Genomic DNA, 17,543 nt, shown 5'->3' with positions numbered 1-17,543 from the left:
TGAGTGTCTTTCTCGGCCTCGTCGTGCTGTTCATGAGTTGGGAACGACTTGCCCCAAAGCGTGCCTTGCTGCGAGGCCGGAAAGGCCGCTGGCGCACCAATGGGGCTATCATTGCAATTGATACGCTCGCGCTGCGATTACTTTTCCCGGTCGCGGCTATTGGCGCTGCATTATGGGCACAAGCGCAAAACATCGGGCTGCTAAATTGGCTCGCAGCGCCACTCTGGCTTGCGATCCCACTCGCCTTTTTGTTCCTTGATTTCGCGATATGGCTTCAGCATTTGCTGTTCCATAGAGTCCCGCTGTTGTGGCGGTTACACCGAATGCACCACACCGATGTTGATGTGGATGTGACCACGGGCTTACGTTTTCATCCGCTGGAAATGATTTTATCAATGGTCATCAAAATAGGCGCTGTTCTTTTGATCGGGGCTCCGGCCGTGGCGGTCTTGTTGTTTGAAGTCGTTTTGAATGCCACATCGCTCTTCAATCACAGTAATATTCGTTTGCCGGTACGAGCTGACCGTCTTCTGCGCTGGTGGGTGGTGACGCCCGATATGCATCGGGTGCATCACTCGTGGCATCCGCATGAAACGAACAGTAACTACGGGTTTAACCTACCATGGTGGGACCGGCTGTTCCGAACCTATCGCGATCAACCGGAAGCGGGTCATCAGGATATGACGCTCGGACTTGAGGATTTTCGTGACGAAAAGGACAACGCGCTCTCCGCGATATTGCGCCAACCGTGGCGCAATATCGACCATGAGAAACATTAACGATTCGGAACCGTGACTTTCCCACGAACGTTGGTGTGACGAACCGAGCCACTCCCTTTGCTGCGCAGATGGAAATCACCCTCGACGTCATCAATGCGAATGCTACCTGAACCTACGCTACCGATTGATAAATTACCGCGCACTCGCGAGGCTTGGAAGCTCCCTGAGCCAATCGTCCCAACCGTAACGCCGCCATCGACCCGTTCCAACTCAATTTTACCGGAACCAATGCTGCCAATTTCCGCGTCACCACGGATGCGTTCCACTTCGATCTTACCGGAGCCGACTGAACCAACTCGCAGCGAGCCAATGTTATCGAGCTCGGCTTTGCCGCTGCCGACCTGGATTCTGACTTCATTAGGTACACCCGCAATATCAATTTCGCCACTACCGAGCACTGCGTTGACATTTGAGAAGCCAAAAAGGTCGGCTTTCCCTGAACCAACACTGATATCCAAATCAGTAAATGCATTCACTTGCCCGTCAATTTCGAAGTAACTGTAGGACGAGCGAGTTCGTCCAAACCAGCTGGTTGAACTCCGGTTCGACTGCCCACCGTGATTCAATTGAAGTTGCGCAATCTCGTCCTCAATGACGAGGTCTGCTGCCATTGGCCGCATCCGGTTGTCATCGGATGCACAAAAACGAACGGTGATCGAACCCTGTCGCTCGCGGCCGGCCCTCAAATTGGCACGATCCGGTCCGATATTCACGATCAACTTCTTTGCATCGCTATCATTGAGTTGAAAGGTTTCTGTCTTGCTGACAGCGCAGCGGCTATTCGCTTGAGGTTGCGCATTCGAAACCAAGTGCAATGCAATCAAAACGACGCAGCCACCTGCCACAATATACTGGATTTTCATTCGATGAATCCTCATTCATGCGTGGTCCATAGTTGCCGGTCTTGGACCCTCGTTGGGAAGTATCCGTCGAAAATGACAATCACACAAGACGCGAATATCTTGAAAAGTATGCTTTAATGAGAGCATCTATTGGTCTGACTAAATCCAAACGCTTTATGCAAGTGATTGCTCTCAAACATATTGTCTTTGTTTTTCTCGCCTTGCTGAGTCTGACGCCGCTCATCTCATCGTCCTATGCATTGGTTTTAGGAATTTTGATGGCGCTCTTTGGCTGGGTCCCTCCGCAAGTTAAGCCGGCCGTGTGGGTGAAGAAATTATTGGCGGTGGCGATCGTTGGACTGGGATTTGGGGTGAATCTCTCGGTTGCTTTGAGTGCGAGTGTGAGTCAGCTCGGTCTACTCGTCGTGGTGATCACAGGAACCATTATTTTAGGGCTGGCGCTGACCCAGTTGTTCCGTGTCGAACCCACGAGCGGAAAGCTGATTAGTGCAGGAACCGCAATTTGTGGAGGGAGCGCCATTGCCGCCGTTGCTCCAGCCATTCGCGCCAGAGCGGAATCGATTGCCGTCGCGCTGGCTTGTGTGTTTGTACTCAATGCCCTCGCGCTGTGGACTTTTCCAGCGGTTGGACACGCATTTGGGCTGACCCAAGAGCAGTTTGGGATTTGGGCAGCCCTTGCGATCCACGACACCTCCTCCGTGGTCGCTGCGGCCGAGTTGTACGGGGATGAATCACTGATGGTTGCTACCACGCTAAAATTGACGCGCGCGTTAGCTATCGTGCCACTTGTCTTGATTTTTGCTTGGTGGTACCGCCGGACTCACCCGAGCTCGTCTGCAGTTGGAATTGTTCCAGGAGTTCCCTTATTCATTGTCCTGTATATTCTGGCCATCATGATTGCTGCCTTGATTCCACAAGGCCAGCCCGTGTATGCGTTTGCTTTTCAGGGAGCCCGCCACTTGCTAGCGCTTTGTTTGTTCTTCATTGGCGCAAGTCTATCACTCGCGCAGCTCAAACAAGCAGGATTCAAGCCGATTGCACTGGCGACTTTGCTTTGGCTTTTGGTCGCCAGTGGAACGCTCTGGTGGGTTGCGTTTTAAACTTTCGCGGAAGGCCTAGCAAGCATCCGGTCATGCCAAGCCTGTAAATGTGGGTGGTCGTCCGGAATCCGAACTTTGATCACCCGTGCGAATTGCACAGTTGTGAAGGCATTAATATCTGCGATGGTCAGGGCATCACCACAAAGGTATGAGCGAGTGCTAAGTTGGGAGTCCAGAAAGCCCATGAACTTTGTGACTGCCGTTTTGCAGTCTTCGCCCCATTCCGGAAAACACTTCATTCGGTCTTTAAAGTATCCGCTGGTGTGTTGAAACGCCATCCCCGTAGGAACGGCAAAATAGAACTCGACCCAACGTAACCATTGTTCCACGAGCGCTTTTTCCAATGCCGAGCGGCCAAGGAGTGCGGTGCTCTCTGGATATGCTTCTTCAAAATACCGACAAATCGCCATGGTTTCACTAATACAGATCCCATCCTCAAGTTCAAGCACAGGCACCTTGCGCATGGGGTTTTTCGCAGTGAATTCCGGGGAGAGATTTTCTCCTTTTTGCAAATCAATCTGCACAAACTCCACTTCGTCTAGAAGGCCCTTTTCAGCAAGAAACATGCGAACTCGGCGCGGATTTGGGGCGGTAGCGGTTTCATATATTTTCACAGGCTTTTTCCTTATGGCGACAGCTCATATTCATGGCTTATTGTAAGACAGAGTATAACGAAGGAGTCGTTCTCTGGAAGTGATGATCCATATCAAATTTTCTCCTCGTTTCTTGCGAACCTGTTCTTTAAGCCGATTGCGATCAAGTTTGAGCGGCGAACTGAGCGCCGCGTGCCGCTCAGGAATAGAGGCGGTTAGGATAGGTTTCGGGTGGCATGGACTGCCTCCCATTCAACGGACGTAAAGGGAATCACAGAGAGTCGATTCCCCTTTTTTACGAGTGGGTTTTCGTTTAACGCCTTAATCGATTTAAGTCGGTCCAAGGATATGACCTTGGGAAATTTCTCGACAAAGATCAGGTCAACTGCATCCCACCGTGGTTTCTCCAAAGTGGATTTAGGATCAAAGTAAGCCGATTCGGGATTGAACTGCTTCGGATCTGGGTAGGCCTCCTTGACCACCTCCACTATCCCCGCAATACCAATGAATTTGCAGCTTGAGTGATAGAGGAACACGCGATCACCAATCCGCATATCCCGCATAAAGTTTCTGGCTTGGTAATTGCGCACGCCATCCCAGTGGATGGGTTGAGTTGGCGTGTGCGCAAAATCATCAATACCGCACTCGTCAGGCTCGGACTTCATGAGCCAATAGTTCTTTGCTGTCATATGTACCCAAGGGTTAGATCTGTGTGGTGTCAGCGATATTAAGCATGGCGTACAGAATCATCAAGAAGCCAATGAGGGCAATTACACCATGGACCCAAACCATGGGCACGGGAATCAAGGCACGCTTGCGATCATATTTGAAGTGCATGATCAGTCCACCCAGTGCAGCGAGCGCGAGAAGAACGACACCCGTATTTGCGGTCGCCGGCAATCCAACAAATGCAGCTCCAAATAGAAGAATAAGGAAGCCAAGAATCGCAAAGGCGCCGTGCCACCAAACCAGCACAGGAGGGGGATTCCGATCTTTTCCAAAGCGTGCAAAAGCGAGCATGACGCCAATGATGATGGCAAATAAGAACAGGATTGAGGCAAGGCCCATGGCCATGGTTGCAGTCATCTTCATTTATCTCCACAAAAAGGTTCCTTTTAAACTTAGACGCAAAACGTCGATTTGTCAGATAGTTGAGAAGTACAAAAGAGAAATTATGGTTGTATGCACAACTAAAGATTTGCAAATTCAGGGGCGCTGAGTATAGTGAAAGGACTTGGATTGGAGATTTTATGCGTCATTGGGTTGTGATCATCACGTTAGCGTCATTGCTGTTGTTGCCGTTTTCTGGCAACAGCACCAGTATGCCTAGCGCCCAGATGACTGCGCCAGCGCATCACACAATGCAAGACGCCGCGGCCGAGACGCAAGATGCCCATTGTGAAATGATGGCTGCAAAGCTTGCTGAAATTCGTCAACAACGACAAGCGACCTCATCGCCGGTTATGAATGACTGTTGTGAAGATCCTGCAGATTGTTTTCTTGAGTGTTCTTCCGACTGTGGTCATTGTGTGATGTCGGGTCATGGTTGTAGTGCGGCTACCTCAGCAGTTATCGGACAACGTCCGCTTGTTGCACATGATCGCGCATTCTCTAAGACCTCACGATATTCTTTATTGCTCGCCAAGGTAAGTCCTCCTCCTATTATTTCCTGAATACATCGAAATACCGCGAATCGAACCGAGTTTTGATTCGTTTGTGATTGATTATTCAGGAGTTTCTCCATGTTTTTAGCAAAAAGATTGACGCACTTAGGTGTGCTGCTCACCGTCCTTACATTGGTCGGTTGCGCGAGCTATCAACCGAATTATTCGGACATTGACCGCGTCACGACGCAATCCAATCCAACCAAGACCTTTGCACTGCCGGTCAATGCGGAAATTGCGGATTTGATTCATCACGCGCAAGCACACCATCCACTCGTGCTGGCTGCCCAAGCGGAGGTTGAGCGAGCACAAGCTGGGATCACCGCTGCAGGCGCCTGGATGGACCCGGAAGTGACCCTGTCTCAAGGCCTCAATGATACGGGTTACCGGACGCTCGCGGTGGGGCAGGATATTCCAATTTTTAATCGTCGTGGAATGGCGATTGAACAAGCCCGCGCTGAATTGCGTGCAGCACAGGCGCGTCTCGCTCAAGTCCAAGCGGACCTTGCAGCAGACGTCGTCACTGCATTTAGCGAATACTTGTATGTGCAAGAGAACCGGCGCCTTCAGCAGGACGTGATTGCCTTACTGGCTCAATCGGTGCAAATCGTGCAGCAACAGTACGCTGCAGGATCGGTCAATTTGAGCGATCTACTCCGTGTGCAAAATGCGCACGATGAAGCGGTCACTGAAGCAGACAATTTGGAGGCCATGTTGTTTTCGCAACAGGCCCGGCTCAACAGCGCACTTGGTCGCGATGTGCATGCTGAACTTCCCAATCACTTTGACCTAGTATCAACACATCAAGCCTACGCGCAGTTACCGGTCGAACCGGCACAACTGTACGCCATGATCCATTCTGAAAATCCAGCCTTGCGCTCGGCAAAATATGAATTACAGGCGTTGCACGTGGGTCGTGACGTTGCGGGCACGGCAGGTCTGCCACGGCTTATGCTGGGTGTTGAGTATATGGACACCGACATGGGTGACGGCACATTCGCTGGGATGGTTTCATTTTCCCTTCCAATCTGGCGCTCGAATTATCGTGCGCTCCGTGACTCCGCAGAGGCCGATTTCCGCCGGGGGCAAGCACAATACCAAGCCGCAAAACTACAAGTGCAGGCAGAGTTGAGTATGGCGCTGTATCAGTGGCGCGAGTCAGAGCGCAATCGTCAGCTGTACGGAGAGGTCCTAGTGAAGCGTGCCGAGCAGGCAGTCGCTGCGGTGTTAAGTCAATACAGTAATGGGACTGCAAGCTTTGCTGAAGTTCTTTCCAGTCAACAAGAGTGGCTCGCGTTCGCATTAGCGTATCGTCGTGCACTTGCGAATCAACTTGCCGCCGTGGCAACGATTCAAGCCCTTGTCGTTCCATCAGACTCCCATGAGGTGGCTCTATGAAAAAGTTTAATGTTGTGAATGCCATCGCGGCACTCTTTATTGTCATGGTTGTCGGCACCTTGGCACTCGGAATCGCATTCCAGACACCATCTCACAATCACAGTCATGACCATGCTGCGCACGATCATGACCATGCGGATCATAGTGACCATGACCTGCAAGAGGCATTTGCAAGTGGTGTTCAGGAATATACATGCTCGATGCACCCAAGCTTCCGCAGTACAGACCCGAATGACCGGTGTCCTATTTGCGGTATGGAGCTTATTCCGGTTGCGGCCGGCGGTTCGGATGATGAATTCGTTCGGATCGAATTCTCGGGACGTAGTTTGGCGCTGCTCGGGCTTCAATCAGAGCCGGTTCGTCAGGGACACGCGTATCACGAAGTCCGGCTGACTGGGCAAATCGAGTTTGACGAGCGTGCGCTCACAACCATAAGTGCTTGGACCGGGGGACGAATCGAGCGCCTCTATGTCAATTACACAGGTGCCTATGTGCAAGCCAATGAACCTTTGGTTGAACTTTATAGTCCGGAGCTTTTTGTGGCTCAACAAGAACTAATTCAGGCGCATCGACAAGCACAGGGCGGGCCTGAATTTTTGCGTGATTCGCAAGCAATGACATTGCGTGCAGCGCGCGAGCGCTTGCGTCTGTTGGGGTTAACGCAAGAGCAAATAAACAACGTGATTGAGCGTGGCGAAGCCCGTGATCGCATTACCATTCGCGCGCCGAGCGCAGGCTTGGTCGTCACCCGCAATATTAGTCAAGGCGATTATGTAAACACCGGTGATGCGCTCCTTGAACTCGCGGATGAGAATAAGCTTTGGGCGTTATTCGAAGTATTCGAGCGCGATTTAGCCACCATTCAGGTGGGGCAGGAAATCGAGTTTACGCTGGGTACAGGACGTACGACCTACGCGGGCGAAGTTATCTCGATTGCACCGCGTATTGATGCGGATCGTCGGACTCGTACCGTTCGTGTTGCGCTAGAAAATCCGGGTCAAGGAATTACGCCAGGCTCGTTTACGCGCGCCACTGTTCAACTGCATGTCGATGATGTACTGACCATCCCAACCTCGGCAGCATTGATCACGGGGCAGCGGGCGGTGGTTTACATCCAAATGGAGCCTGAGGGTGGCGAATTTGAAGCACGAACTGTTGAGCTCGGGCGGCGCTTGGGTGATCGCTACGAAGTGTTAAGTGGGCTTGAAGCCGGCGAGCTGATCGTTAGTCGCGGTGCATTCCGGATTGATAGTGAACTTCAACTGCGCGGTCGTCCGAGCATGATGGCGCCACAAGGTGGCGGCCCGACGGGGCATGAACACCACGGGCATGGTCCGAATGGCGATGATCACCAAGCGCATGGTGCATCCGCACAGGCTGGGCATGATGATCACGCGGTTGCAGACATTCGCTTTGACGAAAACCTGAGCATGGCAAATTTGTTCGATGCGTATCACGCGATGTGGGACGCCCTACACAGCGACGACTTCAGCGCATGGCAAGCAGCAGCTGAGCTATTTTATAGTGAGGTGGAAGCAGTTCAGTGGACTTCAGCATTGTCTCCAGTTCAAGAACAAGTATCTGAAGGCAAAGGCCACAGTCATCATGTCAGTGGTATTCGCGCGGCGCGCGATTTGTTCTTCGTTCACTCACAAGGAATGATTGCACTCGCAGAAGCAGGCTTTCATACGGATACCCTGTATCGGATGCATTGTCCAATGGCGCGTCGCGGTCAGGGAGCCGATTGGCTGCAGCGGGACGACCAACTGCTGAACCCTTATTTCGGCGCGCAAATGTTGCGTTGCGGTGATCAGGTTGCTGCCTTGCCTGGTCAAGGAGGGTAACGCGAATGATTCGTTGGTTACTGGAAAATAAGCTGATCGTCGCGTTGTTAACGGCCCTGGTGATATTTGCTGGGGTTGCTGTTGCGCCGTTCAATTGGGAAACCTCATTCCCACGCTCACCCGTTGCGGTTGATGCGATTCCAAATATTGGTGAAAACCAACAGATCGTGTACACCGATTGGCCGGGTCGTTCACCGCAAGATGTGGATGATCAAGTCAGTTATCCATTGTCTGTTCAATTGATGGGCGTGCCGGGGGTCAAGGATGTTCGCACGCTCTCGATGTTTGGTTTCTCAACGATCTCAGTCATCTTCCATGATGACATTGAGTTTTACTGGTCACGAGCTCGAATTTTAGAAAAATTGGCGAGCCTCCCGGCCGGAACTCTACCTGAGGGCGTTCAGCCAGCTCTTGGGCCCGATGCAACTGGATTGGGGCAGGTGTACCTGTACACCCTCGAGGGGCGTGATCCGCAAGGTAACCCGATCGGTGGCTGGGATCTCGATGAACTGCGGTCGGTGCAAGACTGGTATGTTCGTTATGGGCTTCTCGCTGCGGAGGGCATCAGTGAGGTTGCTTCCATCGGCGGGTATGTTCGGGAGTACCAGATTGATGTCGATCCCGATGCATTGCGTTTCTATAACGTGACCCTCGAACAGGTGATGTCTGCGGTGGCCGAATCAAATCTGGATATCGGCGCGCGCACCACCGAAATCAATCAAGTGGAATACGTGGTCCGCGGGGTTGGTTTCATTAAATCCATTGCAGATATTGAAGATGCCGTGGTGCGTCTGGCGAGTGATAACACACCCATTCGGGTTTCGGATGTCGCAACAGTGGGTTTTGGACCTGCGGAACGTCGCGGTGCATTGGATGTGGCTGGTGCAGAGGCCGTCGGCGGTATTGTGACGGTTCGCGAGGGCTTCAATCCTTTAGCAGCCATTGAAAACACTAAGCAGCGTATCGATGAAATTGCTCATTCGCTTCCTGCTCGGGCTGTTGTGGACTGGGAGCAAGTAAGTCCTGCGGAGGTCAGCCAGTTTGCGCGTCAGCAAGGTCTGCCAGGGTATCAAGCGGCAACCTTTAACTTTGATGATGCGAACCAGCGTGAATGGACCGAGTGGCTGCAAGCACATCCGCAAGACCGGTGGCCAGATTGGCTAAATCTTAGTCAAGTCACGATCGTCCCGTTTTACGATCGCTCAACCCTCATCATGGAAACCTTGGGGACGCTAAATGATGCCTTGATGCAGCAGTTGCTTATCACGGCAGCAGTGGTCCTCATCATGTTGCTGCATTTACGGGCAGCGCTGACTATTGCAACCATGCTCCCACTCGCGGTCTTGATGACGTTCATCGGTATGCGGCTCCTTGGTGTTGAAGCGAATATCGTGGCGCTGGCTGGGATTGCGATAGCCATTGGAACCATTGTCGATATGGGGATTATTGTCACCGACAATATTCTGCGATTGCGGCGCAACAATCCTCAGCAAGATATTACGGAAACCGTGGTCAATGGCGCGCGCGAAGTGGGCCCCGCAGTTTTGACTGCAATTGCTACCACGGTGATTAGCTTCCTGCCGGTGTTCACCATGACCGGTGCTGAAGGGAAGCTATTTACGCCACTTGCCTATACGAAAACGCTCGTGCTCTTGGCCGCGATCGTCCTTGCCCTCGTGGTCGTCCCCGTCATGCTGCGGATGGTCTTAAGCGAGCGAATGCAAGCGGTGGATCGTTGGCTCGCTGAACGAAAACAGCTCTATCGTGGGCTATATGGCGCATTAACCATCGTGGTGCTGGTGGTGCTTGCGAATCTATGGGAGCCGCTAGGCCCTGCCGCTGGAACCATACGGAATGTGCTTTTCGTCGCACTTATGTTTGTGGGTGTGGTGGGTGGATTCTCACTGATTATTCGGTTCTACGAACCCATGCTGCGTTGGTGTCTGCGCTTTAAGGCTATCTTTTTAGCGCTTCCTGCGTTGGTCATTGCTGCGGGTCTGATCATCATGCCCGGCCTGGGGCGTGAGTTTATGCCGCCGCTTGATGAAGGCTCATTCTTGCTCATGCCAACGACGATGCCGCATGCGTCGATTGGCGAGGCTATGGATGTGCTGAGCCAGCAAGATAAGGCGATCGCTGCGATTCCTGAAGTAGACACTGTGGTTGGGAAAATTGGTCGAGCGGAAACCGCCCTGGATCCTGCACCGGTTTCCATGATTGAGACTGTGATCAACTACAAGAGTGAATTTAAGGTTGATGAGAACGGCCGGCGACTGAGCTTCAAAGTGGATCGCCAAGGTGAGTTTGTGCGTGATCAGGACGGTAATTTGATTCCTGACCGACGAGGACGCCCATACCGCCAATGGCGTGATCACATTCAAAGCCCGCGCGACATTTGGGATGAAATTGTCCGTGCGGCTGAAGTCCCAGGGGTAACCTCAGCGCCGCGTCTGCAGCCTATTGAAACGCGACAGCTGATGTTGCAAACCGGGATGCGTGCGTCAATGGGGGTAAAGGTCCAAGGGCCTGATCTCGCGACATTAGAACGCGCCGCCATAGCGATTGAGGGCGTGCTGCGTGAGTCGCCAGGCGTCAATTCGGGATCGGTGAATGCCGAGCGGGTTGTGGGAAGTCCGTACTTGGAAATCCATCTCGACCGGGATGCCATTGCGCGCTATGGCCTGAGCGTTTACGCCGTTCAAAATACCATCAATGCGGCGATTGGCGGGGTTGAGGTATCGCTGAGCGTTGAAGGGCGCGAACGCTACCCGATTCGCGTGCGTTATCAGCGTGAATTGCGGCACGACATCGATGCCATGTACGACATCTTAGTGACCACGGGGAATGGGGCGCAAATCCCCCTCTCAGAGGTGGCGGACATACGATTTGAACGCGGTCCACAAATGATTCGTTCGGAGAATACGTTCCTGACGGCGTACGTGACCTTCGGTGCCGCAAGCGGCTATGCCGAGGTCGATGCAGTCGAGGCCGCTCGGAACCATTTGCAACAGGCTCGCGATCGAGGCGAACTGCGATTACCCGCAGGGGTCAGTTACACCTTCGCTGGAAGCTATCAGCAGCAACAAAGTGCGATGGAAACGCTGCAGGTGGTCATTCCGGTCTCGCTGATTTTGATCTTCATTTTGCTGTACCTCCAATTTAAGCAGGTCAGCACCGCCATGATGGTCTTCAGCGGAATAGCGGTTGCTTGGGGTGGCGGATTTATCATGCTGTATCTTTACGGACAAAGCTGGTTTGCCAATTTTACGCTGCCCTTTATTACGCAAGGTGTAACCCTGCGTGAGATCTTCCAATTCGATGTCACCAATCTAAGTGTCGCCGTGTGGGTTGGCTTCCTGGCGTTGTTCGGGATTGCCGTGGATGACGGCGTGGTCATGGCTACCTATCTCAAACAGCGCTTTAGTGAGGGGTCCAGCCATACGATTGAAGCGGTGCGCGAGCGTGTCGTGGAAGCTGGATTGCAACGGGTCCGTCCTTGTTTGATGACGAGCGCAACGACCATCCTCGCACTGTTCCCAGTTCTTACAGCAACGGGCCGTGGAGCCGACTTGATGATACCGATGGCGATCCCAACCGTGGGTGGCTTGACGTTCGTGGTGTTGAGCATGTTTGTGGTCCCAGTTCTGTATAGCTGGCGCGAAGAATGGCGCGTCAAACGAATGGAAAAACACGCAGGCTAAAGAAAGAAAGGAGACTTGCGCCCAGTAGTCGTAGATTTTTTAAACTATTTGGGCGCAAGAATAATATTTTTATTCAGATATTGAATATATGTATTCATATACAACTCAGCAAAAGGAGAGTTCAAACAATTAAGAAAACTCATTGAAATACATGCGAATCGCGCAAAAGTTATATATACAAGAACGCAAATGGCGGCATCTTGCGGGATTGTTTATTTAAAAAATAAGAATAAAAACAGTTGTATAAGTACAAAATTCGAACAAAAACAAGTTGCATATACAACGAGATCACTGCTATCAATAAAGTGCATTAAATAACAACAAGGCTCACGCCGGGGGAAATTATGAACATGCATAAACTATCAACAATTGCACTTGCGGTGAGTGTTGCTACGCTTTCCGGTGTTGCAACAGCTCAGCAGCAACTCGAAGACGCAACGGAAGCATCTGAACAACGCATCGAACGGATTTCCGTCACGGGTTCACGTGTATTGCGGACCGAAGCGGAAAGTGCTGCACCGATTCAAGTATTTACGGCAGAAGATATTGAACTATCAGGCGTCACATCGATGGAGTTATTGCTTCAGCAGATGTCTGCTTCCGCAGGGTTTGGCGGCAACCAAACCAGCGCATATTGGGTTGGCGGCGGTTGGGGTACAACCCAGGTCAACTTGCGGGGACTCGGCGTCAACCGGACCCTCGTTCTTCTGAATGGTCGACGCGTCGTGAATGGCGGTACCGGGGCAAATGCCGCAGTGGACTTAAATACCATTCCCGTTGCAATGATTGAGCGGGTCGAAGTATTGAAAGACGGTGCCTCAGCAATTTATGGTGCAGATGCGGTGGCGGGTGTGGTGAACATCATCACGCGCAAAAACTTTGAAGGCTTTATGGCCGAGGGGCGTTTTGCAAGCACCGATAAGAGTGATGGAGAAGAAACATCGCTTAATATGATGTTCGGTACCAGCTCGGATCGCGGCCGGCTGACCACCACCTTAAGTTATCGATCAACCAGCGAAGTCAACATGGCGGATCGCGCAGCCTGTGCGTTGGCTGAAACATCTCCCGGACAACTGAACTGTTTTGGTAGCGCAGCGACTCCGGGCGGCCGAGCGGTCATCACCAGTGGTCCCGAAACGGGCCGTCAAATCAACTTTAATCAAACGCCGGGCGGCGATCCAAAGGGTTTTGAGACCTACAGTGCCGCCGTGCATAACGTTGATTTTTTCAACATGCTGAATGCGGTAAACCCGGTCACGACACTCAGTTTCGCCAGTTTTGGTGACTACCGTATCGGCCAAGAGACCTATGCATTTGCCGAGGTTCTTTTCAACAACCGTCAGTCCAATCAGATTGCCACGCCAGGAACCGTGCGGAACATTGATTACTCAGCGGATCATCCGGATAACCCAGTGGGCGAAGACATTCGCATTGTACAGCGCCGTCTTGAAGAAGCAGGCCCGCGTCACTTTGAGCAGGACGTCAACACATTCCGTTTTGTGACGGGACTGAACGGACTATATGACAACAACTGGGCGTGGGAGGTTGCGTATAATTTCGGTCGCACCACTGGAAACGACGCCGCAGATAATATTGCCAATCTCGAACGGTTAGCGCGGGCAATTGACCCAGAAACCTGTGGTAATGGCGTTCCATGTGCTGATTTGATCGGCTTGGGTAATATGTCCCAAGAAGCCTTGGATTACATTCTGTTCCGGATCAATGATTACGGTGGTAATCAGCAGCGCTCACTGACCGCAAACATCGCGGGTGATCTGTTTGAAACGCGCAACGGCTCGATTCCAATCGCATTTGGTATTGAGCATCGCAAAGAGACCGGTTGGCGTGAACCTGACTCTTCAGTCGTAGCCGGTATTATGAATACGAACCGTCAGGAGCCACTGCGGGGCGAATATACGGTATCCGAAGCATATGTCGAGACTTCACTGCCGTTGATTGTTGACCGTGATTTCGCGGATTATGTCGCTCTTGACCTAGCCTACCGGTATTCTGACTACGATACCTTTGGGAGTGATGGAAACTACAAGCTCGGTTTGCACTGGACCGTCAATGATCATCTGAAGCTCCGTGCGACTCAGTCGACAGCCTTCCGAGTGCCAAATATCCCCGAGTTATTCGGCGGTATTGGTGAAGGAAACCTAACCACGACAGATCCATGCTCGGGGTGGGATCAGCCTGGTGCGAATCCAACCGTTGCGGCGAACTGCCAAGCCGATGGCGTGCCAGCCGGATATACCCAAGCGGGTTCAACGGTACTGACCCGCACCGGGGGAAATCCCAATTTGCAACCTGAGGACGCGAATACATTCACCGCGGGTTTGGTATGGGATGTCCCATTCGTAGAAGGTTTGCAGTTCACCTTGGATTACTTTGATATCAAGATTGAAAATGCCATCCGAGGCGTGGCGGGCTCAACGAAGTTGGCCGCCTGCTACAACTCGGAAAACCTTTCGCATCCTTTCTGTAGTTCTGACACCTTCACCCGCGATCCACTGACGGGTGCAGTCAACTTCTTGTCTGCACAGCCCGACAACGTGGCCACGGAGACCATTTCGGGTGTCGATGCTTCGGTGTATTACCGGACTCAGCTATTTGGCTTGGATGCGCGGTTTAATCTGAATATGACCTATTTGGATGAGTACACGTTAGAACCATTTGAGGGTGCGAATCCGATCCGTTATGCCGGAAAAATCACCGGTGGAAGTGGAAGCTTCACACGCCTGCGGTCGGATGCATCTGCGACCTTCAGTGCGGATCGTTGGCAGTTCCACTATGGCGTTCGCATGATTGGTTCTGCAGACGATATTAATGCATCGCCTGGGGATATCGGTTCAAGCGTTTCCAATGTGTTCTACCACAATGTGCAAGGTGCTTGGTTCTTTGATGACAACTGGACACTGAGTGCAGGGGTAAACAACTTGTTTGATAAGAAAGCACCCTATATCCGAAGCTGGACGGATGCGAACACAGATACCATGACGTACGACCTAATGGGACGTCAAATGTACCTGAAACTGCGTTATCAGTTCTAAGATGCAGCGCGGTGAGGGGCAACCCTCACCGCATTATTTTTGAGGAAAAATTATGCAGACGCAGTCTTCCGGATATCGCACGTGGCACCGCTGGCTTTCGCTCATCGTGGGCATTCAGATGGTCATCTGGGCCATTTCCGGTGCGTATATGGTGATTGTTAAATTACCATTTATTCATGGCGTTCATCTTACACAGAATGCTGACCAACCATTGCAAGATATGGCCAAAGTGTCGGAGTTACCGCAGGTGATTGCGCGCTATCCAGAGGCCTACGATGTGAAGTTAGTCAATCGTTTTGTGCAAGGCGAATATCAATATCTCGCTCAGGTTCATGAGCATGATCGTAAGTTCTTAGTCGAGTTAGAGCATTTTACCGAAGTCCGACTTGAAGATACGGATATTCGGGCACTTGCCGAGCGGATTTACGCAAAGGGCGAACCCAATATCACCCGAGTCGAACTGCTGCGAGATCAAGCCCCTACGGAACTTAACCCGAACCATTTGCCAATCTGGCGTGTTGATTTCGACGATTTTGGAAATACCAGTCTCTATTTGCATCGGGAAACCGGTGAGATGACGGTGCGCCGTCACGATTTTTGGCGTGGCTTTGACATTATGTGGATGCTTCACATCATGGATTACAAAGACCGCGTGGATATTACCACTTGGTGGTTGCGTGCCTTTATTCTCGCAACCTTTGGCTTCGCATTTACCGGAACGATCTTATTGGTGCAAACCTTACGTTCCTCACGGAGGAAGCCCGTATGAAATTTTTACAATGGCTCCACCGTTGGACCGGCCTGCTAATTTTAATTCAACTTTTATTATGGACAATCAGCGGGTTGTATTTTGCGCTTGTTGACCACCATGGAATGAAAGGTCATCAATATCATCAACATCCACCGCATTTCTCGTTGAGTGCTGAGCAGCTTGAACAACTGGACTCTTCGTGGTGGGGAGACCTGCAAGAAATCACTCAGGTCCGCACGCGTCTGGTTGTCGGTGTGCCACAAGTCGAGATTCACCATCGAGACGGCGTGGCATACTTTGATGGACGCACAGGCGAACCCTGGAGAACACATCAAAATCGAGCGATCGATATCGCAAACTCGACTTATTCCGGCCCCGGTGAGGCAATTCGGGTTGCTTCAATTACGCGAACTCGTGAGTTGCATGGATGGGAAGGTCAAGGATACCGAATTGACTATAACGACGATTTGAACACCCGGATATACGTGGATAGCGTATCGGGCCAAGTGATCGACCACAGAAATACTCCCTGGGTGGTTGCTGACTGGATGTTCAGGTTGCACTTTATAGATTACACCGGTGGTCGGAACTTTAATAACTTAGTCATCATTGTATTGAGTGTTGTGACCTTGTGGTTTGCTTTATCCGGGCTGATTCTCTTGTTCAAACTGCTGGGTACAGGAGAGATGCGCTTTAGCTTCCGCCAAGTTGCCTTTGAGGCTGAAGTGGGTCAGGAGCGTAAGACGTTCAAAGATAAAGCACATAAGACATTACTTCAGGTGCTTCAACAACGGGATATCCCAGTGGAAAGCGGCTGTGGTGGTGGAGGTACCTGTGGTTTGTGCGTGGTTGAGGTGAATTCAGATACACCGATAACACCGGCCGAACGTGATCTGTTATCTGCAGAGCAACTTGCGCAAGGTTATCGACTTGCGTGCCAACACCAAATTGGAAAAGTAACGTCCGCGCGAGTGAAAAAACTAGATGTAAGTAAGTACACGCTAACGCTCGCGTCCAGTGAGTTCTTGACACCCATGCTCAAAGAGCTTCGATTCATCGTGGAAGAGGGGGATGTGCACTTCGCGGCGGGTCAGTATATGCAGTTCTTGATCCCATCGGCCTCGACATCTACTCGTCCCCATGACGTGCCCGAAGCATTTTCACCGGAGTGGCTAAATATTCAAGCGGCAACTTTTGAGCACGAAGATGTCCGCCGGAGTTACTCGATGGCGACTGCCGGACCGGCTCGTGAACTCGTGTTTACCGTGCGTTATCAGCCTGCGACTAATGGTCACGATCGTCCAGGGGTCGGATCGACGTATCTATGTAATATGCGAGTGGGTGAGAAAATTGTGGCGGAAGGACCTTATGGTGACTTTAAACGGCTGCATGGAGCGGATCGTAAAATGTTTTTCATCGGCGGGGGCGCTGGGATGGCACCACTTCGGGCACTGATCCAAGAAGAGCTTGCTGAGCCATCACCGCGGTCCATCGATTTCTTCTACGGTGCGCGAAATCGCCAGGAATTGGCATATGTGGATGAGTTCGAGCACTTAAAAGAGCGCGCTATGATACACTTTGAGGCGGTTCTGTCGGATAAACGCGAATCGTGCGACTGGCAGGGCGCGGAAGGGTATGTGCACGAAGCTGCACTCGCATTCCTCGCTGAGCAGGATATTTCTGCTTATGACTTCTATGTCTGTGGTCCGCCGAAAATGCTCAGTGCAACGCTTCAGATGTTGGAACATTTAGGCGTTGATCGGAGCCGAATTCGTTACGATGACTTTGGAATTTAAT

At 51.7% G+C, this 17,543-nt stretch carries 13 protein-coding genes; 9 read left to right on the top strand and 4 right to left on the bottom strand.

The window, feature by feature from the left end:
• Positions 1-32 precede the first annotated feature (32 nt).
• A complete protein-coding gene (locus tag CWE11_RS03155; RefSeq protein ID WP_198675570.1) occupies positions 33-779 on the top strand; it encodes a sterol desaturase family protein in 747 nt (248 codons plus the stop codon).
• On the opposite strand, the gene CWE11_RS03150 is transcribed toward CWE11_RS03155, so the two are convergent.
• Positions 776-1,642 carry a DUF4097 family beta strand repeat-containing protein gene (locus CWE11_RS03150; protein ID WP_126776147.1) on the bottom strand — a complete coding sequence of 289 codons (867 nt, stop codon included), beginning with the start codon at positions 1,640-1,642 and terminating at the stop codon, positions 776-778. The genes CWE11_RS03155 and CWE11_RS03150 overlap by 4 nt on opposite strands.
• A 116-nt stretch (positions 1,643-1,758) precedes the next feature.
• Here CWE11_RS03150 and CWE11_RS03145 point away from each other — a divergent pair, with 116 nt between their 5' ends.
• Positions 1,759-2,742 (top strand): YeiH family protein, encoded by a 984-nt coding sequence (locus tag CWE11_RS03145; RefSeq protein ID WP_241971707.1) that lies wholly within the window; start codon positions 1,759-1,761, stop codon positions 2,740-2,742.
• Here the strand turns inward: CWE11_RS03145 and CWE11_RS03140 are convergent.
• The 3 genes from CWE11_RS03140 to CWE11_RS03130 all read right to left on the bottom strand — a co-directional run bounded on the left by CWE11_RS03140 (position 2,739) and on the right by CWE11_RS03130 (position 4,427).
• On the bottom strand, positions 2,739-3,356 hold the full coding sequence (locus CWE11_RS03140; protein WP_126776146.1) for a glutathione S-transferase family protein: 618 nt from the start codon (positions 3,354-3,356) through the stop codon (positions 2,739-2,741). The genes CWE11_RS03145 and CWE11_RS03140 overlap by 4 nt on opposite strands.
• A gap of 194 nt (positions 3,357-3,550) precedes the next feature.
• Positions 3,551-4,024: an EVE domain-containing protein gene (locus CWE11_RS03135; protein WP_126776145.1), complete on the bottom strand. Its 474-nt coding sequence runs from the start codon at positions 4,022-4,024 to the stop codon at positions 3,551-3,553.
• Positions 4,025-4,037: 13 nt separating this feature from the next.
• The gene (locus CWE11_RS03130) at positions 4,038-4,427 is read right to left on the bottom strand and encodes a hypothetical protein (protein WP_126776144.1); all 390 of its coding nucleotides are present in this window, start codon (positions 4,425-4,427) and stop codon (positions 4,038-4,040) included.
• 158 nt (positions 4,428-4,585) lie between these two features.
• Between CWE11_RS03130 and CWE11_RS03125 the strand changes: the two genes are divergently transcribed.
• From CWE11_RS03125 to CWE11_RS03095, 7 genes are all read left to right on the top strand, one after another.
• Positions 4,586-5,008 carry a hypothetical protein gene (locus CWE11_RS03125; protein ID WP_126776143.1) on the top strand — a complete coding sequence of 141 codons (423 nt, stop codon included), beginning with the start codon at positions 4,586-4,588 and terminating at the stop codon, positions 5,006-5,008.
• Positions 5,009-5,077: 69 nt separating this feature from the next.
• On the top strand, positions 5,078-6,397 hold the full coding sequence (locus tag CWE11_RS03120) for a TolC family protein (protein WP_126776142.1): 1,320 nt from the start codon (positions 5,078-5,080) through the stop codon (positions 6,395-6,397).
• The gene (locus CWE11_RS03115) at positions 6,394-8,241 is read left to right on the top strand and encodes an efflux RND transporter periplasmic adaptor subunit (RefSeq protein WP_126776141.1); all 1,848 of its coding nucleotides are present in this window, start codon (positions 6,394-6,396) and stop codon (positions 8,239-8,241) included. Before CWE11_RS03120 ends, CWE11_RS03115 begins: the two co-directional genes overlap by 4 nt.
• A 5-nt stretch (positions 8,242-8,246) precedes the next feature.
• Positions 8,247-11,942, top strand: a complete 3,696-nt coding sequence (locus CWE11_RS03110) for an efflux RND transporter permease subunit (protein WP_126776140.1) — start codon at positions 8,247-8,249, stop codon at positions 11,940-11,942.
• A gap of 350 nt (positions 11,943-12,292) precedes the next feature.
• Positions 12,293-14,995, top strand: a complete 2,703-nt coding sequence (locus CWE11_RS03105) for a TonB-dependent receptor (RefSeq protein ID WP_126776139.1) — start codon at positions 12,293-12,295, stop codon at positions 14,993-14,995.
• A gap of 52 nt (positions 14,996-15,047) precedes the next feature.
• Positions 15,048-15,764 carry a hypothetical protein gene (locus CWE11_RS03100; RefSeq protein ID WP_126776138.1) on the top strand — a complete coding sequence of 239 codons (717 nt, stop codon included), beginning with the start codon at positions 15,048-15,050 and terminating at the stop codon, positions 15,762-15,764.
• Positions 15,665-17,542: a 2Fe-2S iron-sulfur cluster-binding protein gene (locus CWE11_RS03095; RefSeq protein WP_241971717.1), complete on the top strand. Its 1,878-nt coding sequence runs from the start codon at positions 15,665-15,667 to the stop codon at positions 17,540-17,542. Before CWE11_RS03100 ends, CWE11_RS03095 begins: the two co-directional genes overlap by 100 nt.
• Position 17,543 lies beyond the last annotated feature (1 nt).

The organism is Aliidiomarina sanyensis, from assembly GCF_003987175.1.
GTDB classification, from domain to species: Bacteria; Pseudomonadota; Gammaproteobacteria; order Enterobacterales; family Alteromonadaceae; genus Aliidiomarina; species Aliidiomarina sanyensis.
This window is presented reverse-complemented; position numbering and strand designations above follow the sequence as displayed.

Bases quoted from the DNA above. Each gene is read 5' to 3' on its own strand.
- CWE11_RS03120 (WP_126776142.1), top strand. From the start codon at position 5,078: ATGTTTTTAGCAAAAAGATTGACGCACTTAGGTGTGCTGCTCACCGTC.
- CWE11_RS03105 (WP_126776139.1), top strand. From the start codon at position 12,293: ATGCATAAACTATCAACAATTGCACTTGCGGTGAGTGTTGCTACGCTT.
- CWE11_RS03110 (WP_126776140.1), top strand. From the start codon at position 8,247: ATGATTCGTTGGTTACTGGAAAATAAGCTGATCGTCGCGTTGTTAACG.
- CWE11_RS03115 (WP_126776141.1), top strand. From the start codon at position 6,394: ATGAAAAAGTTTAATGTTGTGAATGCCATCGCGGCACTCTTTATTGTC.
- CWE11_RS03130 (WP_126776144.1), bottom strand. From the start codon at position 4,427: ATGAAGATGACTGCAACCATGGCCATGGGCCTTGCCTCAATCCTGTTC.
- CWE11_RS03100 (WP_126776138.1), top strand. From the start codon at position 15,048: ATGCAGACGCAGTCTTCCGGATATCGCACGTGGCACCGCTGGCTTTCG.
- CWE11_RS03150 (WP_126776147.1), bottom strand. From the start codon at position 1,642: ATGAAAATCCAGTATATTGTGGCAGGTGGCTGCGTCGTTTTGATTGCA.
- CWE11_RS03155 (WP_198675570.1), top strand. From the start codon at position 33: ATGAGTTGGGAACGACTTGCCCCAAAGCGTGCCTTGCTGCGAGGCCGG.
- CWE11_RS03135 (WP_126776145.1), bottom strand. From the start codon at position 4,024: ATGACAGCAAAGAACTATTGGCTCATGAAGTCCGAGCCTGACGAGTGC.
- CWE11_RS03125 (WP_126776143.1), top strand. From the start codon at position 4,586: ATGCGTCATTGGGTTGTGATCATCACGTTAGCGTCATTGCTGTTGTTG.
- CWE11_RS03145 (WP_241971707.1), top strand. From the start codon at position 1,759: ATGAGAGCATCTATTGGTCTGACTAAATCCAAACGCTTTATGCAAGTG.